This is a genomic window from Leucobacter sp. Psy1 (assembly GCF_020096995.1).
Classification (GTDB): Bacteria; Actinomycetota; Actinomycetes; order Actinomycetales; family Microbacteriaceae; genus Leucobacter.
The window spans coordinates 955,959-980,474 of record NZ_CP083692.1 but is presented as its reverse complement, the minus strand read 5'-3'; the positions used below and the strand labels follow the sequence as shown (position 1 = coordinate 980,474).

General features: G+C 65.9%; 26 protein-coding genes. 6 read left to right on the top strand and 20 right to left on the bottom strand.

Translation table 11 applies throughout. The features are described from left to right. The first annotated feature begins 7 nt into the window (after positions 1–7). The gene (locus tag K8P10_RS04570) at positions 8–586 is read left to right on the top strand and encodes a dihydrofolate reductase family protein (protein WP_224780621.1); all 579 of its coding nucleotides are present in this window, start codon (positions 8–10) and stop codon (positions 584–586) included. On the opposite strand, the gene K8P10_RS04565 is transcribed toward K8P10_RS04570, so the two are convergent. Continuing rightward, positions 558–1,160 carry a TetR/AcrR family transcriptional regulator gene (locus K8P10_RS04565; RefSeq protein WP_224780620.1) on the bottom strand — a complete coding sequence of 201 codons (603 nt, stop codon included), beginning with the start codon at positions 1,158–1,160 and terminating at the stop codon, positions 558–560. The genes K8P10_RS04570 and K8P10_RS04565 overlap by 29 nt on opposite strands. An 81-nt stretch (positions 1,161–1,241) precedes the next feature. Between K8P10_RS04565 and K8P10_RS04560 the strand changes: the two genes are divergently transcribed. Then, positions 1,242–2,498 (top strand): MFS transporter, encoded by a 1,257-nt coding sequence (locus K8P10_RS04560; RefSeq protein ID WP_224780619.1) that lies wholly within the window; start codon positions 1,242–1,244, stop codon positions 2,496–2,498. Here the strand turns inward: K8P10_RS04560 and K8P10_RS04555 are convergent. The 4 genes from K8P10_RS04555 to K8P10_RS04540 are packed head-to-tail and all read right to left on the bottom strand — an operon-like array spanning position 2,392 to position 6,322. Then, positions 2,392–3,207 (bottom strand): ABC transporter ATP-binding protein, encoded by an 816-nt coding sequence (locus K8P10_RS04555; RefSeq protein WP_370631965.1) that lies wholly within the window; start codon positions 3,205–3,207, stop codon positions 2,392–2,394. The two genes, K8P10_RS04560 and K8P10_RS04555, sit on opposite strands and share 107 nt — an antisense overlap. Then, a complete protein-coding gene (locus K8P10_RS04550; protein ID WP_224780618.1) occupies positions 3,204–4,256 on the bottom strand; it encodes an iron chelate uptake ABC transporter family permease subunit in 1,053 nt (350 codons plus the stop codon). The genes K8P10_RS04555 and K8P10_RS04550 overlap by 4 nt, the downstream gene beginning before the upstream one ends. Before the next feature lie 4 nt (positions 4,257–4,260). Beyond that, positions 4,261–5,340, bottom strand: coding sequence for an iron ABC transporter permease (locus K8P10_RS04545; RefSeq protein WP_224780617.1), 1,080 nt, complete (start codon positions 5,338–5,340; stop codon positions 4,261–4,263). A gap of 10 nt (positions 5,341–5,350) precedes the next feature. After that, positions 5,351–6,322 (bottom strand): ABC transporter substrate-binding protein, encoded by a 972-nt coding sequence (locus K8P10_RS04540; protein ID WP_224780616.1) that lies wholly within the window; start codon positions 6,320–6,322, stop codon positions 5,351–5,353. A 216-nt stretch (positions 6,323–6,538) separates the two neighbouring features. On the opposite strand from K8P10_RS04540, the gene K8P10_RS04535 reads away from it, so the two are divergent. Beyond that, positions 6,539–7,180 carry an antibiotic biosynthesis monooxygenase gene (locus tag K8P10_RS04535; protein WP_224780615.1) on the top strand — a complete coding sequence of 214 codons (642 nt, stop codon included), beginning with the start codon at positions 6,539–6,541 and terminating at the stop codon, positions 7,178–7,180. A gap of 17 nt (positions 7,181–7,197) precedes the next feature. Here K8P10_RS04535 and K8P10_RS04530 read toward each other — a convergent pair whose 3' ends face one another. From K8P10_RS04530 to K8P10_RS04510, 5 genes are read right to left on the bottom strand one after another with little or no spacing between them, the layout of a single operon-like run. After that, positions 7,198–7,956, bottom strand: coding sequence for an SDR family NAD(P)-dependent oxidoreductase (locus K8P10_RS04530; protein ID WP_224780614.1), 759 nt, complete (start codon positions 7,954–7,956; stop codon positions 7,198–7,200). Further along, entirely contained in the window at positions 7,953–9,173 is a 1,221-nt protein-coding gene (locus K8P10_RS04525; RefSeq protein WP_224780613.1) for a serine hydrolase domain-containing protein, read from the bottom strand. The genes K8P10_RS04530 and K8P10_RS04525 overlap by 4 nt, the downstream gene beginning before the upstream one ends. Beyond that, a complete protein-coding gene (locus tag K8P10_RS04520) occupies positions 9,170–10,012 on the bottom strand; it encodes an SDR family NAD(P)-dependent oxidoreductase (RefSeq protein WP_224780612.1) in 843 nt (280 codons plus the stop codon). The genes K8P10_RS04525 and K8P10_RS04520 overlap by 4 nt, the downstream gene beginning before the upstream one ends. Before the next feature lie 38 nt (positions 10,013–10,050). After that, positions 10,051–10,947 carry an NAD(P)-dependent oxidoreductase gene (locus tag K8P10_RS04515; RefSeq protein ID WP_255596833.1) on the bottom strand — a complete coding sequence of 299 codons (897 nt, stop codon included), beginning with the start codon at positions 10,945–10,947 and terminating at the stop codon, positions 10,051–10,053. Continuing rightward, the gene (locus K8P10_RS04510) at positions 10,940–11,338 is read right to left on the bottom strand and encodes a carboxymuconolactone decarboxylase family protein (protein WP_224780610.1); all 399 of its coding nucleotides are present in this window, start codon (positions 11,336–11,338) and stop codon (positions 10,940–10,942) included. Before K8P10_RS04510 ends, K8P10_RS04515 begins: the two co-directional genes overlap by 8 nt. A gap of 162 nt (positions 11,339–11,500) precedes the next feature. Here K8P10_RS04510 and K8P10_RS04505 point away from each other — a divergent pair, with 162 nt between their 5' ends. Continuing rightward, on the top strand, positions 11,501–12,196 hold the full coding sequence (locus K8P10_RS04505; protein ID WP_224780609.1) for a GntR family transcriptional regulator: 696 nt from the start codon (positions 11,501–11,503) through the stop codon (positions 12,194–12,196). A 48-nt stretch (positions 12,197–12,244) separates the two neighbouring features. Here K8P10_RS04505 and K8P10_RS04500 read toward each other — a convergent pair whose 3' ends face one another. From K8P10_RS04500 to K8P10_RS04480, 5 genes are all read right to left on the bottom strand, one after another. Further along, on the bottom strand, positions 12,245–13,054 hold the full coding sequence (locus K8P10_RS04500; RefSeq protein ID WP_224780608.1) for an N-acyl homoserine lactonase family protein: 810 nt from the start codon (positions 13,052–13,054) through the stop codon (positions 12,245–12,247). Beyond that, on the bottom strand, positions 13,051–14,448 hold the full coding sequence (locus K8P10_RS04495; protein ID WP_224780607.1) for an MFS transporter: 1,398 nt from the start codon (positions 14,446–14,448) through the stop codon (positions 13,051–13,053). Before K8P10_RS04495 ends, K8P10_RS04500 begins: the two co-directional genes overlap by 4 nt. A 55-nt stretch (positions 14,449–14,503) precedes the next feature. Next, positions 14,504–15,808: an MFS transporter gene (locus tag K8P10_RS04490; RefSeq protein WP_224780606.1), complete on the bottom strand. Its 1,305-nt coding sequence runs from the start codon at positions 15,806–15,808 to the stop codon at positions 14,504–14,506. Between the two features lie 33 nt (positions 15,809–15,841). Continuing rightward, entirely contained in the window at positions 15,842–16,999 is a 1,158-nt protein-coding gene (locus K8P10_RS04485; protein ID WP_224780605.1) for a serine hydrolase, read from the bottom strand. A gap of 138 nt (positions 17,000–17,137) precedes the next feature. Continuing rightward, positions 17,138–17,716 carry a TetR/AcrR family transcriptional regulator gene (locus K8P10_RS04480; RefSeq protein WP_224780604.1) on the bottom strand — a complete coding sequence of 193 codons (579 nt, stop codon included), beginning with the start codon at positions 17,714–17,716 and terminating at the stop codon, positions 17,138–17,140. Positions 17,717–17,835: 119 nt separating this feature from the next. Between K8P10_RS04480 and K8P10_RS04475 the strand changes: the two genes are divergently transcribed. Then, positions 17,836–18,855 carry an aldo/keto reductase gene (locus K8P10_RS04475; protein ID WP_224780603.1) on the top strand — a complete coding sequence of 340 codons (1,020 nt, stop codon included), beginning with the start codon at positions 17,836–17,838 and terminating at the stop codon, positions 18,853–18,855. Positions 18,856–18,894: 39 nt separating this feature from the next. Here K8P10_RS04475 and K8P10_RS04470 read toward each other — a convergent pair whose 3' ends face one another. Genes K8P10_RS04470 through K8P10_RS04460 form a run of 3 tightly spaced genes read right to left on the bottom strand, consistent with a single transcriptional unit; the run spans position 18,895 to position 21,483 of the window. Beyond that, on the bottom strand, positions 18,895–19,563 hold the full coding sequence (locus K8P10_RS04470) for an SDR family oxidoreductase (protein WP_224780602.1): 669 nt from the start codon (positions 19,561–19,563) through the stop codon (positions 18,895–18,897). A 10-nt stretch (positions 19,564–19,573) separates the two neighbouring features. After that, complete coding sequence (locus K8P10_RS04465) at positions 19,574–20,260, bottom strand: MerR family transcriptional regulator (RefSeq protein WP_224780601.1); 687 nt, start codon at positions 20,258–20,260, stop codon at positions 19,574–19,576. Then, on the bottom strand, positions 20,260–21,483 hold the full coding sequence (locus K8P10_RS04460) for an MFS transporter (protein ID WP_224780600.1): 1,224 nt from the start codon (positions 21,481–21,483) through the stop codon (positions 20,260–20,262). Before K8P10_RS04460 ends, K8P10_RS04465 begins: the two co-directional genes overlap by 1 nt. 68 nt (positions 21,484–21,551) lie before the next feature. On the opposite strand from K8P10_RS04460, the gene K8P10_RS04455 reads away from it, so the two are divergent. Further along, positions 21,552–22,220: a TVP38/TMEM64 family protein gene (locus tag K8P10_RS04455; protein ID WP_224780599.1), complete on the top strand. Its 669-nt coding sequence runs from the start codon at positions 21,552–21,554 to the stop codon at positions 22,218–22,220. Between the two features lie 72 nt (positions 22,221–22,292). Here the strand turns inward: K8P10_RS04455 and K8P10_RS04450 are convergent, their stop codons facing one another. Together K8P10_RS04450 and K8P10_RS04445 are read right to left on the bottom strand one after the other, a co-directional pair. After that, positions 22,293–22,802 carry a hypothetical protein gene (locus K8P10_RS04450; RefSeq protein ID WP_224780598.1) on the bottom strand — a complete coding sequence of 170 codons (510 nt, stop codon included), beginning with the start codon at positions 22,800–22,802 and terminating at the stop codon, positions 22,293–22,295. A gap of 22 nt (positions 22,803–22,824) precedes the next feature. After that, on the bottom strand, positions 22,825–23,862 hold the full coding sequence (locus K8P10_RS04445) for a hypothetical protein (protein ID WP_224780597.1): 1,038 nt from the start codon (positions 23,860–23,862) through the stop codon (positions 22,825–22,827). Positions 23,863–24,516 lie beyond the last annotated feature (654 nt).

Genomic DNA, 24,516 nt, shown 5'->3' with positions numbered 1-24,516 from the left:
AGTTCACATGCGCACCCTGACCTACTACGTCGCCGTCAGCCTCGACGGCTACATCGCCGGTCCCTCCGGTGAGTTCGATTCATTCCTCGCGGAGGGAGACCACATGGGACCCATCTGGTCGCGCTACCGCGGAACGGCGCCCACCGCACTCGCCGACGCCGCAGGACTCGACGTCGCCGATGGCCCATTCGACACTGTCCTGATGGGATGGAACACCTATGCGGTCGGACTCCCCGAGCACCACATTCCGAACCCATACACGCACCTGCGCCAGATCGTGTTCACACGAGACCACGCGGGGCCCGCAGGCAGCGACCAGGTCGAGTTCACCGCCGCGGACCCGGTCGAGACGGTACGTGCACTGAAACGAGAGGCCGGAATGGGAATATGGCTCTGCGGCGGCGGCCGACTCGCGGCCGCGCTGGCCGACGAGATCGACCACCTCGCACTGAAGATCAACCCCGTGACCTTCGGCGTTGGGATCCCGCTGTTCGCCGCACGGGATTTCGCTCCACGAGCCTGGGAATGCACGGGCACCCAGACGTTCGACTCAGGCGTCACACTCGCCGAATACCGTCGCCGCTGACGAGTTCTGCCGCGATCCGGCGGGCTCGCCGAGCGAGTCGGCGCGAGCCGTCGATTCCCCGGTGCGCAACCGCACCCTCGAGCAGGAGCATCAGGTGGTCGGCGGTCTCGGCCGCCCCTTCGGCGTCGGGAAGGTCCTCCACGAGGAGCTCTTCGACACGCTTCCGCACCGCCAGCTTGTGCTCCTGCACGAGGCGATACGCGGGGTGCTCAGCCGGGAGTTCGGCCGCCGCATTCAGGAAGGCGCACCCGCGATCCGCCGGCAGCAGCTCGTCCGCATACGCATCGAACACCGCGAGCACACGGGGAGCCCGCGCCTCGGCGATGAGCTCTTCGAGATGCTCCCACCACCGCCGGTGCCTGGCGGCGAGATACTCCGCGACGAGATGGTCCTTGGAGCCGAAACGATCATAGAGCGTGCGCTTCGTCACGCCTGACTCTGCCGCGATCGTGTCGACACCCACCGCGTGGATCCCCCGCCGGTAGAAGAGCTCCGAAGCGACCTCGAGAATACGACGTGCTCCGGGCGTCAGGACTGGCGCCTCCCAGAGACTGGCGCTCACTTCCGCGGACATGCCTTCCCCCCTCGCGCTCACTTCACAGATCAGTATACTATTGCCTTCGAAGGACTTCACCGATCTGTGAGATGAGGCCGCATGACTCCGACCACCCCCGCACGCAGCAGCGTGTGGAAGCTCACCTTCGCCGGCGCTGCACTGATTGCCGCGTGCTACGGCCTCGCCCGCTTCGCCTACGGTCTCTTCGTCCCGACCTTTCGCGAAGCATTCGACCTGGGTGCGGCCACTGTCGGAGCACTCGCCTCGGGTTCGTACGCCTCCTACTGCGTGGCCATCATCATCTCGACGCTCCTCACTCCGCGGTTCGGTGGGCGCGCCATCGCGGTCGCAGCTGGAACCACTGCGACGCTCGGCACTGTGACGATCGCCCTCGCACCGAACACCGCCACTCTCGCGGCGGGAGTGATCGTGGCGGGTGCCAGTACGGGGATCGCCTCCCCTCCGCTCGCCCACGCCATCGCGCACACCGTGGAGACCGCAAGACAGAGCCGGGTGCAGACGGTCGTGAACGCGGGCACGGGTTTGGGCGTCGCGATCTCCGGGCCGGTGGCGCTCCTCGCCCACGAGCACTGGCGTGCGGCATGGATCGCTTTCGCTGCACTTTCTGCCGCCATCACGATCTGGGCGGCGCTCACGGTACCCCGGACGACCCGTGCACCCGGCGCAACAGCCGGTATTCATGCCGCCGGCGCCGGCCTCCTCCCCCGCCCGCTCCTCCCTCCCGGCGCACTGCGCCTCATCGGCGCTGCCCTCCTCCTCGGCACCTCGAGCACCGCGATCTGGACCTTCGGGCGCGACCTGCTCGTCTCGGAGGGGCGCCTGAGCGACACAGCGTCGACGATCTGCTGGATCCTGCTCGGCGCACTCGGGGTCATCGGAGCGGCAGGCGGGGATCTGCAGCGGATACTCGGCCTCAGACGGGCGTGGATCGTCACGGTGACCGTCCTCGCCGCCTCAACAGGGCTCGTTGCAATTGCCCCGAGCAGCATCGTTGCTTCGGCGCTCGCTCTCGCCGTATTCGGGGCCACCTACATCGCCGCGTCGGGACTCCTCCTGCTGTGGGGGACCCGGGTGTACGCCGACCATCCGGCCGCCGGTGTCGGCCTCGCATTCCTGGTCCTGGCCCTCGGGCAGACCCTCGCCGCGCCGGCGCTCGGGGGCATCAGCGATCTCGTCGGTCAGCGCGCGGCGTTCATCGTGGCCGCGGCGGTCGGTCTGGTCGGTGCGCTCACGTGCGCTCCGCACTCGGAGCAGCCGAGACGGAGTGCCGCCAGCGCGGGACAACGAGCGGCGTACCTGACTCTGGATCCGCGATCACCCGAGCATCGAGCGTGAACACCTGCTCGACGAGCGATTCCGTGATGACCGCGGCCGGTGTCCCTGTCGCGATCACTTCCCCCGATTGGATCGCTATGATGTGGTCGGCGTATCGCGCCGCTTGATTCAGATCGTGCAGCACCGCCACCAGAGTGGTGCCGTGCTGCCGGTTCAGCGAACGACAGAGTTCGAGCAACTCGATCTGATGATTGAGATCGAGGTAGGTGGTCGGCTCGTCCAAGAGCAGAATCGGCGTCTCCTGCGCCAGCGCCACCGCCATCCAGACCCGTTGCCGCTGGCCGCCCGACAGCTCGTCGACCATCCGCCCCGAGAGTTCGTGCACTCCCGTGGCGCGCATCGCGCCACGTACCGCGTCCTCATCCTCCGGGGACCAGGGGCTGAAGAGCCGCTGGTGCGGATACCGGCCTCGCGTCACCAGGTCCACCACTCGAATGCCATCGGGGGCCACGGCCCCCTGCGGGAGCAATCCGACCTGACGCGCCACGTGTTTCGTGGGAAGCTCATGCAGGCGCCGCCCGTCGAGAAAGACACTGCCACGGGCAGGAGGCAGGAGTCGGGTGAGACTCTTTAACAGCGTTGATTTACCGCAGGCGTTGGGGCCGACGATCACCGTGAACGCACCATCCGGCACCTCCACCGAGATGTTCGAGCACACCACCGTGTCGGCGTACCCGAGATCGGCCCGTTCCACACGCAGACGAGTCACTGTTTTTTCCCTTCTCGAAGGAGGAGCCAGAGGAAGTAGAGGCCACCGATCGACACCGTGACGATCCCTACGGGCAGTGGTGTATCCGGGTGGATCCGCTGCGACACCACGTCAGCGAGGAGCAAGAGGAGCGCCCCCACAGCGGCGGTCGGCCCGAGTGCGAGTCCGTCTGACCGGACGAGACGTCGAGCGATCTGCGGCGCGGCGAGCGCAATGAACGAGATCGGCCCGGCGGTCGCGGTCGCCAGCGCGGTGAGCCCAATGCCGATGACGATTGCCGCAACTTGGAGCGCACGCACGTTCTGCCCGAGCGCCGTGGCGAACAGGACCCCGATCTGCAGCAGTCGCATCGGCCGCGCGAGTGCTCCTGCCCCGCCGACGAAGATCACCGCACCGATCACCACGACGGTTGCGGTCGCCCAAGAGGCACCCGAGAGATTGCCGGCTCCCCAGAGACTCGCCATGATGGCGTTCTCGACGGTGGCGGTGAGCAGCAGCCATACGTTCACCGACGCGAGCATCGCACTCACACCGATCCCGACGATGATCAATCGAACGCCGCGCATCGCTCCCCGCTTGAGCGACAGGAAGAACACGAGGAACGCCGTGGCGGTCCCGCCGATGAGCGCGCCGGCCATGGTCGCGACCGAGCCGCCGCCGAGGAGGAGCATGACGACGAGTGCTCCGGTGAAGGACCCCGTTTGGAACCCGATGACATCAGGAGAACCGAGCGGATTACCGGTGAGATTCTGGAAGATTGCACCGCTGAGGGCGAGGCATACGCCGAGGAGCACCGCCATCACGACTCGCGGCGCTCGCCACTCCAGCACGATCATCGTCGTGTACTCGTCACCCCGCCCCACGAGCGCTTGCAACGCTTCTCCTGGAGAGATGCCCACCGATCCCGAGAATGTCGCGTAGAGGGCCAGCAGCACTGTCACGATCCACAGCGCAGTGCAGAGGACGATCGAGCGGACATCGAGGAGGGCGACCGGGCGCTCGGCGCCGCCGAGACGAACGACGCGCCGTCCGAAGTCGAGTTGCGTCATGGGTTCACACCTCGGAGACACGGAGGCGGCGGACCATGACGATCAGTACGGGAGCACCGATGAACGCGGTGACGACGCCGACGGGGACCTCGCCTTTCGTGATCACTCGCCCGAGCACGTCGGCGAACCCCATGACGGCCGGCGCGATCAGCACCGAATACGCGAGGATCCAGCCCTGGTGGGGGCCGACGACCATGCGCGCGAGGTGCGGTGCGAGGAGGCCGAGGAACCCGATCGGGCCAGCCGCCGCAGTAGCGGCACCGGCGAGCAGGGCGATGGCGATGAGCACCACGAGCCTGATGCGGTTCGGGTGCGCACCCATCGCCACCGCGGAGGCTTCGCCGAGCGACAGCACGTCGAGCGCCCGCGAGCTGAGCAGCGCGATGACCAGTCCGGCACCAATGAATGGCAGGAGTTGCACGGTGCCTTCGAGCGGCTGGGAGGCCGTGGTGCCGGCCGACCACCCGCGCATTCGTTCGAGCAATTGCGAGTTCGTGAGCAGCACGGCTGAAGAGAAGCCGGAGAGGACGGCGCCGAGCGCGACTCCGGAGAGAGTCATTCGGACGGCGTTACCGCGCACGGTACCCGTGTTGCCGATCACGAAGACGAGGATCGACGTGAGCAGCGCGCCGCCGAACGCCCACCACATGTACTGCGCCACATCGGTGACCCCGAAGAACGCGAGGCCGACGACTACCGCGAGTGACGCTCCGGCGTTGACGCCCAGGATGCCGGGATCTGCCATCGGATTCCGCGTGACAGCCTGCATGAGGGCGCCCGCGACGCCGAGCGCCGCACCGGCCGCGAGCACGATCACGGTACGCGGCACGCGAGAGAACCAGACTGCCTGCGAGACGGGGTCATCGGGGTCGGGATGGATCAGCGAGGAGAACACGTCGGACGGGTCTATGCCGCGCGAGCCGACGAGCATGCTCGCGATCAGGGCGGCAGCGCAGAGCAACGCCAGCACGAGGAGGCCGGCCCAGCGGCCCCCGTCGCCCGCTCGCAGGAGCGACCGGCGCCGATCAACTCCGGGCACCGCAGTGCCGGGAGCTGATCGGCGAGTCGTGTCGACCGGAAGCACCATCCGAGGGTTACACAACCTGCTTCGAGGACGAGACGAGGTCGGCGACCTCCTCGAGCCATGCGGCGTAAGTGGATGCGGTCATCGCACCCTTCGAACTCCAAGCGGCGAGCTGACCGGCCTCGACTGCCGGCAGCGTGTCCCAGAGATCCGAGGTGAACGCGAAATCGTCGGAGTATCCTTCGACGAGGATCAGGTCGGCCTCGTATGTGGATGCATCTTCCCAGGCCACCTGACCCCAAGGGTTCCCCTCCTCGGGCGCATCTGCTCCGACGATCGTCGCCCCGAGCTCCTCAAGCAGGTCGGCCTGAGCGAACCCGACGCCGGTGTACAGCATCTCTTTCGCCGGGCTGGCCAGCATGATCTTGCGCTCGTTCTCAGCGAGTGCCGCACTGACGGCTTCCTTCGCCTGCCCGAGATCCTCATCCGACTGCAGGATCTCCTCTGACTCCGTGTCGCCGCCGAAGAAGGCCGCAACTTCGCGAGTGTCCGCGATCCGCTCATCCATCGATCCGTCAGCGGGGAGCGGCACGAACGGCGCAACACGCGTCATCTGAGCGTTCACGTCCTCGTCGAACCACGCCCACCCGTTCGCGTCGCCCTGGCCGACGATGGCATCCGGCTGCACTTCGGCGAGCTTCTCGACATCGATCTCTCCGTCCTTGCCGAGCATTTCGATGCCCGCCGTATCGGCATCTCCCATCACGAACGGGTTGTCGCACTCGTATCCGAAGAGGGCGACCGGCTCGATGCCGTACTCGTGGAGGGAGCTGTAGGCATAGCAGTCCATCACAACGTTCTCCGGCTGAGCATCGAATTCGATGGCGAGACCGTCGATCGATGGGTGCTCGAAGGCGATCCCCTCGGTCTGGGCTTCGGCTTCGGCCGATGGATCATCCGCTCCCGCGCAGGACGCGAGTAGCAGTGTCGAGACGGCCGCGATCGCGACCAGTGATGAGCGTCGAAGTGTGGAGGAGACCAATGGGTGTACCAATCTGTCGGGGATCACAGCCTCTGGAACTGTACAAGAGCAGATTAGGTAAGGCAAACCTCATCATCATGTGATCAATCACGGGCGTGTCGCGCGACCGTCCTTCCACACCCGACGCGTCGCATTTCGTGGATCGCAATGGAGTGTTCGCGAGGCAGATACGCGGGTGAAACGAACCCGTCACATGTGTCTGCTCGAATAGAGGTCATGAGCAGCCCCGTGACCGTTGCCGTACGACGTGAGACCGACCCCGCCCGCATCGATGAGACCCTCCAGTGGATCGACCGCGGCCTCGAGATGGCCCGTGGGTTCGACGGCTGCCTCGGTGGCGGTGTGATGCGCGACGCCAGCCACGAGAATGTGCTGCATGTCGTCTACCGTTTCGTCGACGATGAGGCACTCGCCCGCTGGGAGCGATCCGAGCAGCGCCGAGCCTGGGAGCGCTCCGGTGTGCAGCTGGTGTCGAGCGCCGCGGTACAGCGTCGGACCGGGATCGAGGGGTGGTTCGACGAACCCCAGCTGAGCCGGGTCGTCGACCCCCGCACCGGTGCATCGCGTCTCATCGGCGTGCGGGCTGCTCCCCCGCGCTGGAAGCAGGCGATCGCCGTCTGGCTGGGCATGCTCCCGCTCAACATCACCATCTCGACGATCGTCACCCAGTTCCCCTGGTGGGCGGAGATACCGGTCCCACTCCGTTCGCTCTTCCTCGTGTCGGTGCTGGCACCGACCATGACCTTCGCGATGATGCCAATGGTGACGCGGGTGCTCAGGTCGTGGCTGCGCCGCAACCCTGGCGCGATCCGCAGCGAACGCGCTCTCCGCGAGGCGCTCGATGCGCGGGGCGCGTGATCCGAGCCTCAGGCAGGTCAGGAGACCATGAGGCCGCCATCCACGGTCAGCAGGTGCCCATTGACGAATGACGCATCCTCGGAGGCGAGGAACGATACCGCACCGGCAAGATCTTCCGGCTTGCCGAGCCGGCCGAGCGGCGTCTTCGCACGACGAAGCTCGTAACCATCGTCGTCCACGAGCATCCGCGCCCCCTCAGTGGGCACCGCTCCAGGAACGACCGCGTTGACGCGAACGCCGTGCCGCCCTAGCTCGGCGGCCATCTGCCAGGTCAGACTGGAAATCGCACCCTTGATAGCCCCGTAAACACCTGCATCCTGCGTTCCACGAGTGGCAGCCGGCGACGAGACATTGACGATGCACCCGGAGCCCTGGTCACTCATGATCTTGCCGACCGCTTGGATCATCCAGATCACGCCCTTCAGCCCGACGTCCACCATGCGATCGATGTCCGGCTCGGTCATGTCCAGGAGCGCGCCATACCTGATCCAGATCGCATTGTTCACCACGACATCGCATCTCCCGTGCCGGTCGAGCAAATCTGCGGCCCACGATTGCACCGCCGCTCGATCCGCAACGTCGAAGCTCGCGACTTCACCCGTACCTCCGAGAGATACGATCTCCTCCACGACCGCTGCCGTGTGGGCGGCGTCGATATCCGCGACCACCACGTGGAACCCATCCCTCGCCAGCCGGAGCGCGACCGCGGCGCCGATACCCCTCCCGGCACCGGTCACCACCGCGACTCGGGGAGCATTCATCTCGTCCGTGTTCATGACCCATTTCCCTTCACAGCCGCATAGACGGCATCGATCAGTCGTTTCGCACGGGGGCCATTGGTCCCGACCTCGTGCATCTTGTTCACGGCGTAGCCGAAGGCGACCCCGTCCACCGGGTCAGCGAACCCAGCGGAACCTCCGATTCCGTGATGGCCGAACGCCTCTGGATTCGGCCCCATGTAGACGGCGTCGGGAGAATTGAGCAGCACGCCGAGTCCCTGTCGGTAGTGTCGCTCCTGCACGAGTTCGATCATGTTGTGCTGCATCTCGCTCATCACGCGGACGCCCTCGCCCGACATCAGCCGGACACCGTCGGCCTCACCTCCGAGAGCGAGCGGAGTGTAGATCCGGGCCACAGAACGACCGTTGCCGTGACCGCTCGCACTCGCGATCTCGGAGGTCCTCCACTCCTCGGAGTTCACCATGCATCGCCATGGCCAATCCGGATTCTGTGCGAGTGCGCGCACCCGCAACGAATCGGCGGACTCTTGGTCACGGGCGGCGATCAATCGCGACCGCGCATTCGGGAGGAGGTCGGCGGTGCGGGAGAACTCGCTCTTCGGGAGTCCCAGCCAGTAATCAGCCCCCAGCGGCCCGGTGATCTGCTGCCTGACGAACTCCCCGATCGGCATGCCGGTCACCCTGCGCACGAGTTCTCCGAGGATGTACCCCTGTGTCTGCACATGGTACGCGGCTACTGTGCCCGGTTCCCAGAGCGGTTTCGCTCGTTCCAATGCACCGGTCATTGCTTCCCGGTCGAATGTCGCTCCAGGCCACAGCGGCTCATCAACCAGCGCAGGCAAGCCCGCCCGATGGTCGAGCACCCATCGCAGCAAAAGCCCACCCTTCCCGTTCTGACCGAACTCCGGCCAGTAGGTGGCGACCGGCTCGTCGAGATCAAGAACTCCGCGATCGACGAGCATGCCGATCGCGATCGCCGTCACCCCTTTCGCCACCGACATCATGCAGACGATGGAGTCTTCCCGCCAGGGAATGGAGCGTTCCTCATCGAGCCAGCCGCCCCAGAGATCCACGACGGGCTTCCCTCTCCACGTCACGTGCAGTGACGAGCCGAGTTCGTCCTCGAGTCGGAAGTTCTCCAGATATGCTTCGACGACGCCGCCGAAACGGGGATCGACCCACCCCCGCACCGGGGGCTGATCGTTGTACTGCTGGATCTGCATGTTCACCTTTCCGGGCTGCTCGGGGGTCATCGCAGCACCCTCGGCAGCGGCTGAGCATTGGTCCTCATCCATTCGAGACGCTGGGCGATCGCTTCGAGCGCCGGCTCTCGATGGGTGAGGATGTAGAAGCTGCGGTCTCGCACCGCATCGAGCACGGCGACGGCGACATCGGACGGATCGAGTCCGTCCCTCGCGGTCGCCGATCTGATTCCGTCGACCACGCTCTGACGAAGCGGGTCGTCACTCGGCGGAACGTCCGCCGGCCGGTTGCGCTCGGAGTCGGTCATGCGCGTCTGGACTCCACCGGGGAGGAGCACCGATACGCCGATCCCCGGATCGCTCTCCGCGAGCTCCACGGCGAGGTTTTCGGAAACCCCCAGCACGGCGAACTTCGACCCGATGTACGGAGCCATCGTGCGCATCCCGGCATTCACCGCGGCCATCGATGCCGTGTTCACGATGTGTCCCTCTCCCGACGCACGAAGAGCCGGGAGGAACGCACGGCAGCCATTGACCACTCCGAAGAAATTGACGTCCATCACCCAGCGCCACGTGGCGTCGGAGATATCGACGAAGGGACCGCCAGCATCCACTCCTGCGTTGTTGCAGAGCAGGTGCACCGCCCCGAAGTGCGCCACGACTGCAGCAGCCAGGTGCTCGACCTGCGCTGGGTCCCGAACGTCGACCTGCCGTGTCAGTGTCCGTGAACCTGCGGGATCGAGCTCATGCGCGGTCCGCGTCAGCGAATCCAGCTCGACATCGACGAGGGCCACCCGCATGCCGGCGTCCAGGCACCGCTCCGCGATCGCGCGGCCGATCCCGCTCGCCGCACCGGTGACCACGGCCACGCGCCCCGTGAGCTCATCCATCGTTTCCTCCACTCCATCGTGCTGACATTGACGGCAGTTCAGCCGTGTGAACGCAACTCTCTCCCGAGGTCGCGCTCCACGGGACGGATGATCTCCGTGTGATCCGCCCCCTCGTCGAGCCGCGACCGCAGGTCCGCCCAGCGCGCCCCTGCCGCCTCACTCACCGGCGCCGGAACGCCCAGCGCATGCTCGACCCCCAGTGCGATGTTGACGTCCTTCTCGAGCAGTGCGGCGGAGAACCCTGAGTCGAACGCTCCAGTCAGCACGTACCGCGGCAGCTTGAGCTCGCTCGACCCACTGCGACCACTCGAACTGTTCACCACTTCGAGGAACACGGCCGGGTCAATGCCGAACTCCCTGGCGGCCAGCACGGCTTCGTTGGTCGCGAGCAGATGCGTGGCGGAGAGCAGGTTGTTCAGCGCCTTCGTCGCGTGACCGGCTCCGACCTCGCCGACGCGGACGACTCGGCTCCCGAGCACGGCGAGGACGTCTTCGACCGACTGAACGTCTTCTTCTGCGCCGCCGACCATGATGGTGAGCTCGCCCGATCGGGCGCGAACCACCCCACCAGACACCGGTGCGTCAATCAGCCGTACACCCCGTGCGGCGCACCGCTCCGCGAGCGCGACCGTGCGCGCCGGCACAGAAGAGCTCATGTCGATGAACAGTGTCGCCACTCGGCCGTCGATGTCGAGCATCTCTCCCGCAACCGCATCGACGATGTCGCTCGACGGCAGCATCAGGATCACCGTCTCACAGGTACGAGCGATATCGGCTGCCGAGCTCGCAGCATCGATTCCCGCAGACGCGGCCGCTTCGAGCGCAGCGCTGGAAGCGTCGAACGCCCGAGTGCGATACCCGGCTCGAGCCAGCAGCGTCGCCATCGGCTGTCCCATGTTTCCGAGCCCGATGAGCCCCACGGTTCCGTCAGTCATCGATGTTGATTCCCATCTCATCGAGCACCCGCTGGGCCGTGCGTGTCGCCTCGAGCGCCGTCGGGACGCCGCAGTAGATCGCGGTTTGCAGCAGCACCTCTCGAATCTCGGACGGGGTGAGCCCGTTGTGGATGGCACCCTTGACGTGCAGGGCGAGCTCTTCCATCTTGCCGAGAGCGGAAATCATCGCCAGATTGATGAGACTGCGATCCCGCAGGGGAAGTTCGGGGCGGTTCCAGGCGTACCCCCAGCAGTACTCGGTGACGAGTTCCTGCAGCGGGCGACTGAACTCCGTCGCATTCTTCAGGGACCGATCGACGTGCTCATCCCCCAGCACCTGGCGACGCATCCGTTCACCCATCTCGGCGAGATTGCGTTGTTCCTGTTCCATCACACGCTCCATTCACTTCATTGTCTGACATCAACTATATGACAATCCGATACTTCGTGGCGAGTTCTTGACCACTCGGCGGCTCGTCCCTGTCTGTTGTCTGCTAGGTTGGCCTCATCTACGTTGGCCCGAACAACGGGCGCCAGGAAGGGCGGGATCCCGGTGAGCACGAACCAGATGCAGGTGCAGCGTCATGCACCGATCCGTGAGCAGGTGGCCGCGATCTTGCGCAACGCCATCCTCGAAATGCGGTTGATGCCAGGCCAGCTGCTGATCGAACGCGAACTCTGCGAGATGACATCCGCGAGCCGCCCGTCCGTTCGAGAGGCGCTGCGTCAACTCGAGGGAGAAGGCCTGGTCGAGTCGCAGAACGGTCGTGGCACCTTCGTCAGCGTCGCGAGCCCCGAACTCGCCCGTCACGTCTACGTGGTTCGGGCCGAACTCGAGGGGCTCGCCGCTGAACTCTTTACCCTTCATGCCGATGCGGACGAGCGGCAGCGATTCGCATCCGCCGTGAAGGAACTGGCAGCCGCCGTTCGCGACGCCGAACCCGATCAGCACATGCGCATGCTCCGCTTGAAGAACGATGTGTACGAGATTCTCTTCGCCGGCGCCCACAACCCCGTCGTGCAGCAGATGGTGGAGACGTTGCAGCGTCGCGTTCATCAGCTTCGGGCCTTGACGCTCGCACAGCCCGGCCGCGCCGAGGCGAGTGTGGCGGAGATATTGGAGATCCAGGAAGCGATCGAGGCGGGTGACGCCGCGCGGGCACGCGAGCGGGCCGCAGCGCACGTCACTCAGGCGGCGACGATCGTGCTGTCGATCCTTGAGGAGACCCCCAACCCGTTCAGCACCTGATCTCCCTCGCTCGCCTGCACGCGGGGCACTCCTCCGATGCCGCATGGCTTATGCGATCCGCACTGCGTGTTCGCGCAGTGCTCCGTCGAGTCGAGGGAAGCGGTCAAGCACCGCGGGTTCATGGCCCGCGATGATGAGATCACCGTTTCCCTGCCACTCCCGAAGCGTGCGCAAACCGCGGTACAGCCCGACGAGGTCTGTGTTGTGCTTGAACGGCATGTCTCGCTCCAGTTCCTCGTCGAGGTGGCAGGCGTCTGAGGCGAGGACCACGGTTCCTCGCTCGGTCTCAACGCGCACGACGAGCTGCCCCGGGGTGTGACCGGGAAGAGGCACGACGGTTACTCCCGGCGCGATTTCGCGGGCTTCCTCGATCCAGCGCACGCGATCTGTGCGACTGACCCGTCGGAGATGCTCAAGATCAGCGTCATCGACCACTGATTGGAACTGATGGTGACGCGCGTCGGGGCCGAGCCAGAACTCCGCTTCGCTGCGATGCACGTACACGGGCTGCGACGGAAAGCCCGACAGGTTCCCTGCATGGTCGTAGTGAGCGTGCGTGATGAGGATCTCCGTGTCACCTGAGTCGCGGGTAATCCCGAGTTCGGAGCACGCCTGGAGCGGGTCGAACAGCACCTCCCGCCCTCGTCGCGCGCCTCCCTCGCCGGAGAACCCGGTGTCCACTACAATCCTGCGCGAGCCGTTGCTGATCACCCAGAACCAGTAGCCGAGTTCGAGAGGCGAGTCGGGCTCACCGTACTCCGAGTAGTTGAGGTAGAAGTTGGAACGGGTGGTGCGGAGTCGCCCATGTCGGACTGCGATGACCTCCCAGGGAGCGGTCACTCCGGACTCGCCGCTCACGACTGCTCCTCGACTGCGGCCCGCCCCTGAAGTTCGGACCCGTGACTCGTGTGTACCGCTCCAGCGGACGATGCCCCCACCTCGGCCACGTGCGCTCCTCGTCGGAGCCCCACCGTACCCACCGCCGTCGCTGCGAGAGCGGCGGGAAAGGCGAGGAGAGCGAGAATCGACACCGGCCCAAGGTTCGCCGCGATCAAGACGCCACCGATGAGGGGGCCCGCCACCGAGCCGATGCGGCCGGCCCCGAACCCCCAGCCCAGCCCCGTCGCGCGAATACTCGTCGGGTAGAGCCCGCCGGCGAAAGCTGCGAGGCTCGCCTGCCCGGCCTGGACGAAGAATCCGGCGACGCACAGTCCGACGAGCAGCAGCATCGGCGTGCCTGCGAAAAGGGGCAGTGAGGCAAAGACGAGGCAGGCGCCGGCGAACGCCGCGCCGATCAGGATCGCGGGCCGCTGGACCTTGTCCGCGCTGAAGCCCGCGAGGAGTGCGCCGAGCACCATCGCCACGTTGAAGATCGAGGTGCCGATCAGAGCGAACGCCGGTTCGAATCCAGCCGCATCGAGGATCGTGGGCAGCCAGTTCGCACCGAAGTACAGCACCAGCAGGCTCATGAAGAAGGTGAGCCAGACGAGCGCTGTCGTCAGCGCTCTCCCCTGCCGGAACAGGGCGGCGACCGAGGCGCGGGCCGTGCGCTCCTCGACCAGCACGTAGTCGTTCGAAGCTGCTTCGTCCGGCGACGTGATGCGGGACATGATGCGTCGCACCGCGTCCTGCCGTCCGCTCATCGTCAGAACCCGAACGGATTCGGGCACCCCGAGTACCACTGCAGCCCCCGTCACCAGAGTGAGGATGCCTCCCGTGATGAACACCCCGTGCCAGTTGACCAGCGGAATCAACCAGGCCGAGAGGAAGCCGCCGATGACGCCGCCGAGCGCGAACCCCGAGATCGCCACGGCAACGGTGAACATGCGTCGCCGCTGGGGCGAGTACTCGGAGACCAGCGCGATGAGGTTGGGCGTCAGCGCACCTACGGCCACCGAAGTGAAGAAGCGCAACACGACGAGCCAAGCCATCGACGACACTCCCGCTGTGAGGAACATCGTCAGTGTGATGACCGTGAGACCGGCAATGGTGACCGGCCGCCTCCCCCAGCGGTCGCTGAGCGCACCGACGAGCAGGCTGCCGACCAGCAAACCTGCCACTCCGACCGTCGCCGCGAGCGTGAAGGCGCTCGGCTCGACGCCCCAGTCCCGGGCGAGCGATGGAATCGCGAAGCCGAGGGCCTGAGCGTCGAAACCGTCGACGATGAGCACTGCCGCGCAGATCGCCACGATGCGCACCTGGAATCCGGACATTCGGGATCTGTCAATCGTCTCGACAACGTTGGTCGCCATAGTGGTCTGTCCTTTCAACGACGAGAGTCGCCAGTATGTGAGTGAATGGTTGCGCTCAAGCCACGCGAACACGGCGACTGAGCAGCGCAGCGATGAGCCCGACCGCGGCGAGCACCGAAACGAAGGTCGTCAGCAGCGTCGTCCCACCATTCGCGGATGCGATCAGGGTCGTGGCGATCAGAGGAGCGAAGCCGGCAGCGATTGTCGCCGCCAACTGGTACGACACTCCGACCCCGGTGAACCGGTTCTTCACCGGGAAGAGCTCGGCCATGTATGCAGCCAAGGGTCCCGCGACCATGGCATTGCCGATCGCGAGCAGGAGCACGAAAGCCCCAAGTACGGCGAAGGTGCTGTGCGCCCCGAGCAGCGCGAAGGCCACCCACACGAGGATCCCGCTGACGACGAACCCGGTTGCCATGATCCGCACGCGTCCAACGCGGTCCGAGAGCGCGGCGAAGCCCAGGGTCGCGAAGATCGACACAAAATTCGCGATCGAGAGCATCCAGAGCGTGACCGGTTGAGCGTTACCGCTCGCGATGGCGAACTGGAGTCCGAACGTCGAGGTCACCGACTGGAGGAAGAAAGGTGACAGCGCGGTGAGCACGATGACCAGCACGCTCTTCCAGTTCTCTGCAAAGGTACTCAGCAGCGGAACCCGCGGGCGCTCTTCGACGTGCTCCGCCGCAACGAACTCCGGCGACTCCTTGACCCCCACGCGGATCGCGATCGCCAGAACAACAACGAGTGCGGAGGCGAGGAACGGCAGTCGCCACCCCCACGACATCAGTTGTTCTGTCGGCAGGAGCGAGACGAGGCCGAATGCGAGAGTCGCGAGCACCGAACCACTCGGCCCCCCGCTCTGCACCAGGGCCCCTGCGAATCCGCGACGCTCGGGCCTGGCGTGCTCGATCGACATCAGGCTCGCGCCCGCCCATTCGCCGCCGACCGCGATGCCCTGCAGCAACCTGAGCCCGACGAGCGCCACCGCAGCGGCCGGACCAGCGGTGTCGGAACCGGGGATCACTCCGATCCCGATCGAGGCGACGCCCATGAGGACCATCGTGATGATCAGCATCCGTTTGCGCCCGAGCCGGTCGCCGAAGTGACCGAAGACGATCGCTCCGACCGGACGCACGACGTATCCGCCAGCCAGCGTGGCGTAGGAGAGCGCAGCACCCAGGGCGGGGTCGATTCCGCCGAAGAAGACGGTGGGGAAGATCAGGGCCGCCGCAGTGGAGTACAGAATGAAGTCGTACCACTCGAGAGTGGCGCCGATGTAGCTCCCGAGCGAAGCTCTCCGGGAGTCGCGGGCGTTCCGCTGAACGCCCGCGTCGGCGCCGGTAACGGTGTGCTGAGACATAGCTGTGCCCTTCCAGGACGATTGATGAGGGATCTAGAGTGCGGCGCCGACGACGACGTCGGAGATACGCTGAAAACGTGCAATGTTCTCGGCCTGCGGGAGGAGGCCGGCGGTCAGGCAGACGAACGAGAGGTCCAACTGCGGATCGACCCACATCAGCGCGCTCCCGGCGCCGTAGTTGCCGAAGGTGCCGGGGCTCGTGAGCGTGCCGAGCTGCGTGACCACCATCCCCTCTCCGCGCATGTTGAAGCCGAGTCCGAGTGAAGCCGGGGGCACCGCGTACCCGTTCCGCAGCGCTACCGTTTGGTAGAGCTCGTTCGGCATATCCCCTGTCCACACGCGCGTCGCCAACTCCACCATGCGCGGGGAGAGGATGCGCGCTCCGTCGAGCGTGCCTTTTCCGCGGAGCATCTCCATGAACCGCTGCAGGTCGCCAGCGGTCGAGGCTGCGCCCGCCCAGGTCGATCCATTTCGTTCAGCGGTGTACATTCCCTGATCACCTGGGCTGAGTCGCGACGGCGCTTTGATCGGGATCACCCCGCGCATGTCAGGCACGACGTGCCGATCGCGCATGTGCGGCCGCACGCCGAGTGACGTGTCGCGCATGCCGAGGGGTTCGGCGAGATCTTCCAGCAGGATCTCCTGTATCTGGCGACCGGCCGGGTCGGTACGCTCGAGTGCAGCGGCGAGGAGCACATGATTGGCCATCGGCGCGTAATCGCACCGCGTACCGGGTTCGACCGCTCCGTGCACGTGCGTCACCACGGCGTCCACGGCGTCCGCGAGCTCCTCGAGCACGATGCCGGGCGAGGGCTCCCAGACACCGGGCATTCCCGTGGTGTGGGTGAGAAAATGGAAGATCGTCGCCCGGTCACGGGGCGCCCCGGTGAACTCGGGAACGAGTTCTGACATGCGCGTCGTCAGACTGAACCTCCCGAGCTCGACGGCGCGCAGCACCAGCACATTGATCAGCGCCTTGGTGATCGAGAACACACTGAACACGTCATCCACGTGCAACGGACGCGCGTCGGCCTCGTCTGCGTGACCGATCGCGAGATCGATCACCGGTTCGCCGTGGCGCGCCACCTTGAGCACTGCTCCGTGATACGTGCCGCGCTCGGTCTCGCGCCGGATCAGATGCTCAAGCTCCTCGATCCGATCGAACGCCATTGAGGCATCACCGTTGAGCATGGGTTCGGCTCCTCTCGCCCTTGAGTCTCGTCCGGAACACCATGCCGGACACCTGGAGAGAACCTATCAGACAACAGACACCAGCGGAAGAGGATTGTCAGACGACGGATAGCTCGCGTGGCTGACACTCGACGAGGGTCAGTCGGAATCAGCGCACTGCAACCCTTGAATGAGCAGTCGAACGAGACGACGGGGCTGGTAGTCGCCCCCACCCTCACCCCCGATGCAGAGGTTTCCCACACCGCGCATCAGTGCATACGCCCCGATGTCGGCGCGCACCTCCCCCGCCTCGCGCGCCGCCCGAAGCAGGTCCGCGCAAACAGGGACGAGTCGATCAATGAATTCCCCGTGCAACCCGGAGAATGCCCCTTCGTCACTGTGGAGCGCCCCGGCGAGACCATGCTTCGTGACCAAAAAATCGACGAAGAGATCAATCCACTCGGCGAGCGCCGCGTGCGGCGACTCCCGAGCACCCAAGAGCTCGGGTCCCGCCGCGGCACAGAAGTCGATCTGATGCCGATACACCGCAACGATGAGTTCGGATCGACTCGGAAAGTGGCGATAGATCGTCGCGACGCCCACCCCCGCCTGCCGAGCGATCTCTCGGACGGGCGCGTCGACTCCTGAGGAGACGAACACCTCGGCAGCGGCGGCGAGAAGCGCCCGCTGATTGCGCTGCGCATCCGCTCGTGGCGCGCGAGCCATTCCGTCTGACATCAAACCTCCCGTGCCACACCTTGCTAAACGGAACGGTGTTCCGTATTGTCTATTCGGAACATTGTTCCGCTTCGATTCTGGCAGATCAGCGCGGAACTCGCACTACGAAAGGACACCTCATGCAGTACCGCACACTCGGCCACACTGGAATGCAGATCAGCGCCCTCGCACTCGGAGCGATGAACTTCGGCGCGATCGGGCGCACCGGCGCAGACGACGTCGCGACGATCGTCGGCACCGCGCTCGACGCGGGCGTGACACTCGTCGACACCGCCGACGTCTACAGCGCAGGCGAGTCCGAGGAGCTGCTCGGTGCGGCACTCGTCGGCAGAAGGGATGACGTCGTACTCGCCACCAAGGCCGGTCTCCCGATGGGTGACGACCGTCGACGCAGTGGCAGCTCCCGACGCTGGCTCGTCACTGCCGTCGAAGACAGTCTGCGCCGGCTTCGCACTGACCGGATCGACCTATTCCAGGTGCACCGCTGGGATCCGCGCACGAGCGACGAGGAAACGCTCGCCGCGCTCACCGACCTGCAGAGTTCGGGCAAGATTCTCGCGTTCGGCAGCTCAACGTTCCCGGCATACCGCATCGTCGAAGCCCAATGGGCGGCTCGTGACCACCAGCTCCGGCGGTACACCACAGAACAGGCGAACTACTCGATCCTGCAGCGCGGAATCGAGCGAGATGTCCTGCCCGTGACCGAGACCTACGGACTCGGCGTCCTCGCCTGGAGCCCGCTCGCCTCGGGCTGGCTCTCCGGTGCCGTGCGCGCAGATCGCGAGGTCACCACGCACCGGTCCGGATTCATGCGGACCAGATTCGATCTGTCGATTCCCGCGAATCGTGCGAAACTCGATGCGGTTGAACGACTCTCCGTCATCGCCGCCGACGCGGGCCTCACCCTCATCCAGCTCGCCTTGGGATTCGTCACCGCACACCGCGCCGTGACCGCTGCCCTCATCGGTCCCCGCACGCTGCAGCACCTCGAAACGCAACTCGCGGCGGCGGACACGACGCTGACACCCGACCTCCTGAACGCCATCGATGAGGTCGTCGTTCCCGGCATCGATCTCGCTCCGGACGAGAAGAACGACACCCCGCCAGCGCTCCTCGACGCCGCACTCCGACGGCGCTGATCGTCCGACGACGCTGATTGCCCCACGATCCGAATCGACTCAGCTCAGCTCAGCCCGGGGCCGCACGTAGATATCGGTGAGCTGCGTGTCTTCGCTCGCGAGGATCGCATCGACGACGGCGCGCGCCACGGTCTCCGGCCGCACGAGCGGAGTGCGGTCCTCGTTGGAGAGCATCGGAGTGTCGGTCGGGCCCGGGTAGATCGAGGTGACGCGCACCCCGTCGTGCTCGACGTCGGCGCGCAGCCCGTTGGCCAGACCGTGCAGCGCGTGCTTCGTGGCAGCGTAGACGGTGTTCTTCGGCCGGCTGAACACTCCGGCGCCCGAGTTGAGGAACACGATCGTGCCGCGCGAAGCGCGCAGCGCCGGCAGTGTCGCGCGTGCGATGCGCATCGCCGCAGTGACGTTCACTGCGAAGACCCGATCCCACTCCTCATCGGTGACCTCTTCGATCGACGCGGTCGGCAGGAGTCCCGCGGCGTGCACGACGGCGTCGACCTGGTCGGGCACAATTTCGGCCGGTTCGCCGGTCTCCAGGTCGAACGCGACCGGGGTCACCTGCGGTGCGGCCGCGACGGCGGCGAGGCGATCCTCGTCACGACCGACGGCTGTCACGGTCCACCCGTGCTCGACCAACAGGTCGGTCACGGCCCGGCCGATCCCGCTGGTGGCTCCGGTCACGATGGCGTGGGGTGTGTGCTGCTGCTCCATGCCGGCCAGGCTACCGTTCGAACGAGATCCGGCGCAGGAACTGACGCTGTCGGTCGTTCAGGCCTCGTTCGGCAAGCCCCATGAGCAGTCTCCCGCGTTCCGGCCCGATATCGGGGAGATCGGCGTTGAGCACACCCGAAAGCCGCTCCAGCTCCGTAGCGAGGGTCTCGAGCACCTCGTCCGGCGTCGCATCGTCGACGGCTGCAAAATCGCGCTGCGTCCGCTCGATCGATCGCTTGACCTCGGGCCCCTGCAGCACCTCGGCGAGGCGGTCCCCCTGCTCTTCATCCGCATAGAGCTGAGCGAAGATCGTGGAGAGCGGGATATCCTGCGGCGAGGTCACCAGCGCAGCAGCGAGCTTCGAGAGACCCGGGTGAGGTGCCGACCGAAAGACCGAGAGCCGGCGCCGCTGCTCTTGCAGCTCGGCGATCTGCTGCCGCAGCGCCGCGTCCACCGCGTCGAGCGCGGTGTCGGCTGCGTCGTCTGGAGCAGCAGCGAGGAGCTTCCCCGCCTGGGTCACCGAGAAGCCGGCACGTACGAGCTGGCGGATCCGGATCAGCATGACGAGGTGGTCGACGGAGTAATCGCGGTATCCGTTCGCCAGCCTCTCGGCCTCGGGGAGGACCCCGAGCTGGTGGTAGTGGCGGATGGTCCTGACGGTGACGCCGGCCAGGTCCGCGAGCTCTCCGATGCGCATCAGCACCCATTCTCGCCGATGCGACGGAGGCTCGGCACGATGAGCGCGATGACGGCCGCCAGGATCCAGATCCCGGCGAGCAGCCCTGCGGCGAGCTGAGTCGTGCCGAACTCGATGATCGTGGCGGCTCCGCCGATACCCAGCGCGGGCGCCAGGGTGATGATCGCGTTCTGAGCGCCGAGCAGTCGCCCGCGCTCCGTTTCGGCGACCTGCTCGACGAACGCGAGACCGACCACGGCGTTCAGGCACCCGCCACCGAGGCCCGCGAGCGCGGCGGCGGCGAACACCGACCACACCGGCCCGAGCATGCTGATCCCGATGAAACCGAGCCCGAGCAGCACGAGGCCAGCCGCGAACCACGTCCGCCTCCTCACGCGCGGTCCGAAGATCGCAAACGTGCCGCCACCGACCAGGAGTCCGGCGGCGAGGGAACTGAGCACGAACCCGACGTATCCGGGTTCGCCCTGAAAGGCGAAGTGCACGGGGATCACGATGCCCTGAGTGGCGGCGAGCACCACGGCGAGCACGGTCGCGAGCATCACCAAGGATCTCAGCACCGGGGTGTGGAACAACTGCCGGACTCCGTAGAGCAGGGACTTCGGACTGAAATGCCGCGCGCCAACACTCGAGCCTGCTTCGACCGCACGCACCTGCGTCGTTGCCGACCGCGGAACCAGGAGGGTGACGCCCGCGGCAAGCGCTGCAGTGCCCGCGGTGACCCAGAGCACCGTGACCGGCTCGAGGGTCGCGACGAGCACGCCGGCAACGGCCGGCCCGATGAGCAGCATGACCCCTGAGAGCGCCTCGCGGATCCCGATGAGCCGCGCGGGGTCGACACCCGATGCGGTCGCGATCGCGGGCAGCATCGCCTCCCGTGCGGTGATGCCGGGAACGTCACCGAACGATCCGATGATCGCGACCGCCACGAACCACCCCAGATCGAGACCGACGGTGAGGTCGACGACGGGCAGGATCAGGAGCGCGACGGCGGAGATCACGTCGGAGAGGATGGCCGCCGTCCGACGGTTGATGCGATCGACGAGCGACCCCATCAGGATCCCCGCCAGTGCGGCGGGCACTGCCGCGGCGATCGCGACGACACCCGCCCCGAGCGGGCTGCCGGTCGTGAAGAGCACGAGCAACGGCAGCGCGATCGCGGTAACCGAGTTGCCGAGGAGCGATGTGGCGAATGAGATCAGGTACGGGAGCACGATGCGCGTCATGGTTCCAGTGCAAACCATGACGTCGCGTCGGGGTCAAGGCCTCGGTCGACAGCTCCTAGAATGGGGCAGTGAGCAACACTTCCGACCACAGCACGGACTGGGGTGCGTTGCTGCGCAATGTGCTGCTGGGCATCGTTCTGCTCGCGATGCTGTGGCTCGCCTTCCACGTGCGTCTGCCCTCGCTCGCCGAGCTGCAGCAGCTGCTCGACGGCTGGGGCGGCGCCGCCTGGATCGCATTTACTCTGCTCTATGCAGTCGTCGCGGTCACTCCGATTCCAGTGACCATCATGGCGGTCACCGGTGGCGTGCTCTTCGGCGTCGTCGAAGGCGCCATTCTGTCCGTCATCGGCGCGCTGGTCGGCAGCTGGGTCGCCTACTGGCTTGCCCGCGCTCTCGGAAAGCAGACCGTGACGAAGCTCCTCGGGCGTCACGCTCGAACCGTGGAAGAACGTCTCACACACGCCGGAGTGGAGTCGGTCTACCTGCTCCGCCTCATGCCTGGCCTCCCCTACTGGCCAGTGAACTACGGAAGCGGGGCGTTCGGAATCTCCCAGCGCGACTTCCTCGTGGGCAGCGGACTGTCGACCGTGCCCGGCCAGGTGTCGCTCGTCGCCGTCGGCGCTTTCGTGGCCTCCCCGTCGGTGGCCATGGGCGCCGTCGTCGTGATCGCTTGGATCGTGGTCATCACCATGACGATCTTCGCGTACCGCAGACTGAAGCGGGCGTCGCGGGGTTAGCGACTCCTCGGATCGTGCTCCACGGTCCCTTCGAAAGCACGGCTTCCGCGAACTCAGTTCGCTGTCGATGATTCAGAAGAGAGGTTCCAGGCTGTAGTCGATCTCGAATTGATCGATGCCCACCTCGAGAAGTCCGTCAAGCACCCGACGAGAACACACCATAGAGGTGGTGGGCCAGTCGCGTGCCTCCATTGCGAGCTCTCCCTCACCAGAGGGATCCTCAACGAAGCCCACATAGCCTTCGATGGGACGCATGCGGCGATCATAAAGTTCAACCTCATAGGTGCGGCATCCGGTCACTCCCAACTCGAACACTCGATCAGCGAACCGCCGAGAAACGAGCTTGTTGGCGAGACCGCACGCCCACAGGATGTCACCCTGACGTTGATTCCGAGAGTATTGCGACTGCCGATACCAGATCGGAAACGGCACAGCCTCGGGACCGTAAGTCGCAACCACTCCACTGGGGTCTGTTCCGTCAGGAAGAACGTCCCCGTCAGTAGTGCCTTGCCCCTCCCATTCCATGGCAGCCCAGAGATCCCGCTGAGCCCATTTGCCCCGAATGCCAATACGCTCACCCACGTTGTTCCACCCCCTCGGTTGTCTAGCAACGATAGAACGCCGCATATTTCTTGACCAGCTGCGATCGTTTCGCAAGTATCTGCTGTTTCGTCGGTGGACGACGAGGTGAGAACTGCTTGAAGAATCTGTCCCAATCCGAGTTGTAGAGCCGCGCAAGCGACTGATGGTTGTTTCGCAGCCCCTTGGTCGAATTCCACCACAACGCGTACTTCGGATCATTGATATTCAAGCCACGCACTCTCGCGAACTGAGATGCGAACTTCACCGGCATCGTGTGGTGCGCCTGACATCCTTTCGGATTCTTATGGGTTCGCACCTTCAGGTTATGGCGGAGGTTGCTCTGGGTGTGGCTCCGCCCCCGAGCCTGGGACGGCGAGCTGACTTTTTTCACCTTCGTGACGGATCTCGCCCACCCTTGTTGCACCGCCGCTTTCTTCGCCAGTTGCTGTGCGGCACGCTTCGTCGCCGCCTTCACTACCACCTGCGCCGCGACACGGGCACCGATCACGAGTACCGGCACGAACCACACCGGATCTGCGATCACGGGGTAGGTCGCACCCTCGTGCGAGATGTGCTGCACGAGAGTGTCGCAGCGCACCTCATAGCGCGTCGAGATCGGTGTGCCGTTCGCGTCGACAGCCCACGGCGGGGCGAAGGTACCGTGCAGACCGCCGGCCTGATCGACGGCTGACACCGACCCGTCGGGCTGGGCCTCCAGGTGAACTCCTGCGGGCAAGCCCACGTCGAACGCATACTGCCCTGGAGCGCTTTCGTCGAGCACTGAGATAAGCGTCCGCACCCCACCGGCGATCTCGGGCACTCCGGGAACATCGGCGCTCTGGATGGTGAACTCGGTCGCGAGATCCGGATCCGAGTAGCGAACCGCACCGCCGTGTACACGCTCACCGATTGCGGCGTCACCGGGAAGCCCGATTGCGACTTCCCCGTCCTGACGAGCCGTCGGGGCAACAATCGGAGCACCCGTGGTGGCCGGGGTCGCAATGCCGGTGTCCCCCGGCATCGAGAACGGGATCGGTGCCCCAGAGGTGACGTTGTCCACGACGAGCCGAGCCGACTCCGCCTCGACCGGCATCGTCTCCACAGCTTCTGACGCGACCGCATCGGCCGGCTCGGCCACTGCTGGAGCCGCCCCGGACCCCGACAGGATCACTGCCACCGCGGTGATCAGCGCAAGACCCGCAACCGGAATTACGGGAGTAGGGTCCGGAAATAGCCGCATATCGGTCCTCGATCTCGAAATGTATGCCACATTTACGTGCTATCGAGAACATTGGCATATGCCATCTTGAGTTGTCAAATACATTTGCGGACAGCCGGATGCGGATTCGCTCCGCGCACTCAGCAGCTCGAACAACGACCCCTTTGATCGCTCGGCGCCAGAGAATGCCCCCCAGAGGAGCAGCAGCGCCACGAACCCGCATCGACGGTTGCTCGATTCACAATGGAAGGGTGACACCGCGGGCACTTCAGCCGACCTGAACTACCCCTTCACCGGCCGCTGGCTCGCCCAGAACAGTCCGGCGATCCTGGTGCCGCCGCCGAAGCGGTTCCCCGGCTTCGGCCGGCCGATCCTTGCCCCTGCTCACAGCACGGCCCTCGCCGTGCACGACGGCGAAACCGTTCACCGCGCACCACAGCCTCCCCTGAGTTCGGTACGCCCTCACGCAGCGCCGTCGCGTCTCCGCAGGATGGG

Bases quoted from the DNA above. Each gene is read 5' to 3' on its own strand.
- K8P10_RS04525 (WP_224780613.1), bottom strand. From the start codon at position 9,173: ATGACCCCCGAGCAGCCCGGAAAGGTGAACATGCAGATCCAGCAGTAC.
- K8P10_RS04565 (WP_224780620.1), bottom strand. From the start codon at position 1,160: ATGTCCGCGGAAGTGAGCGCCAGTCTCTGGGAGGCGCCAGTCCTGACG.
- K8P10_RS04515 (WP_255596833.1), bottom strand. From the start codon at position 10,947: ATGACTGACGGAACCGTGGGGCTCATCGGGCTCGGAAACATGGGACAG.
- K8P10_RS04535 (WP_224780615.1), top strand. From the start codon at position 6,539: ATGAGCAGCCCCGTGACCGTTGCCGTACGACGTGAGACCGACCCCGCC.
- K8P10_RS04520 (WP_224780612.1), bottom strand. From the start codon at position 10,012: ATGGATGAGCTCACGGGGCGCGTGGCCGTGGTCACCGGTGCGGCGAGC.
- K8P10_RS04475 (WP_224780603.1), top strand. From the start codon at position 17,836: ATGCAGTACCGCACACTCGGCCACACTGGAATGCAGATCAGCGCCCTC.
- K8P10_RS04465 (WP_224780601.1), bottom strand. From the start codon at position 20,260: ATGCGCATCGGAGAGCTCGCGGACCTGGCCGGCGTCACCGTCAGGACC.
- K8P10_RS04530 (WP_224780614.1), bottom strand. From the start codon at position 7,956: ATGAACACGGACGAGATGAATGCTCCCCGAGTCGCGGTGGTGACCGGT.
- K8P10_RS04490 (WP_224780606.1), bottom strand. From the start codon at position 15,808: ATGTCTCAGCACACCGTTACCGGCGCCGACGCGGGCGTTCAGCGGAAC.
- K8P10_RS04485 (WP_224780605.1), bottom strand. From the start codon at position 16,999: ATGCTCAACGGTGATGCCTCAATGGCGTTCGATCGGATCGAGGAGCTT.
- K8P10_RS04480 (WP_224780604.1), bottom strand. From the start codon at position 17,716: ATGTCAGACGGAATGGCTCGCGCGCCACGAGCGGATGCGCAGCGCAAT.
- K8P10_RS04470 (WP_224780602.1), bottom strand. From the start codon at position 19,563: ATGGAGCAGCAGCACACACCCCACGCCATCGTGACCGGAGCCACCAGC.
- K8P10_RS04495 (WP_224780607.1), bottom strand. From the start codon at position 14,448: ATGGCGACCAACGTTGTCGAGACGATTGACAGATCCCGAATGTCCGGA.
- K8P10_RS04570 (WP_224780621.1), top strand. From the start codon at position 8: ATGCGCACCCTGACCTACTACGTCGCCGTCAGCCTCGACGGCTACATC.
- K8P10_RS04550 (WP_224780618.1), bottom strand. From the start codon at position 4,256: ATGACGCAACTCGACTTCGGACGGCGCGTCGTTCGTCTCGGCGGCGCC.
- K8P10_RS04510 (WP_224780610.1), bottom strand. From the start codon at position 11,338: ATGGAACAGGAACAACGCAATCTCGCCGAGATGGGTGAACGGATGCGT.
- K8P10_RS04460 (WP_224780600.1), bottom strand. From the start codon at position 21,483: ATGACGCGCATCGTGCTCCCGTACCTGATCTCATTCGCCACATCGCTC.
- K8P10_RS04560 (WP_224780619.1), top strand. From the start codon at position 1,242: ATGACTCCGACCACCCCCGCACGCAGCAGCGTGTGGAAGCTCACCTTC.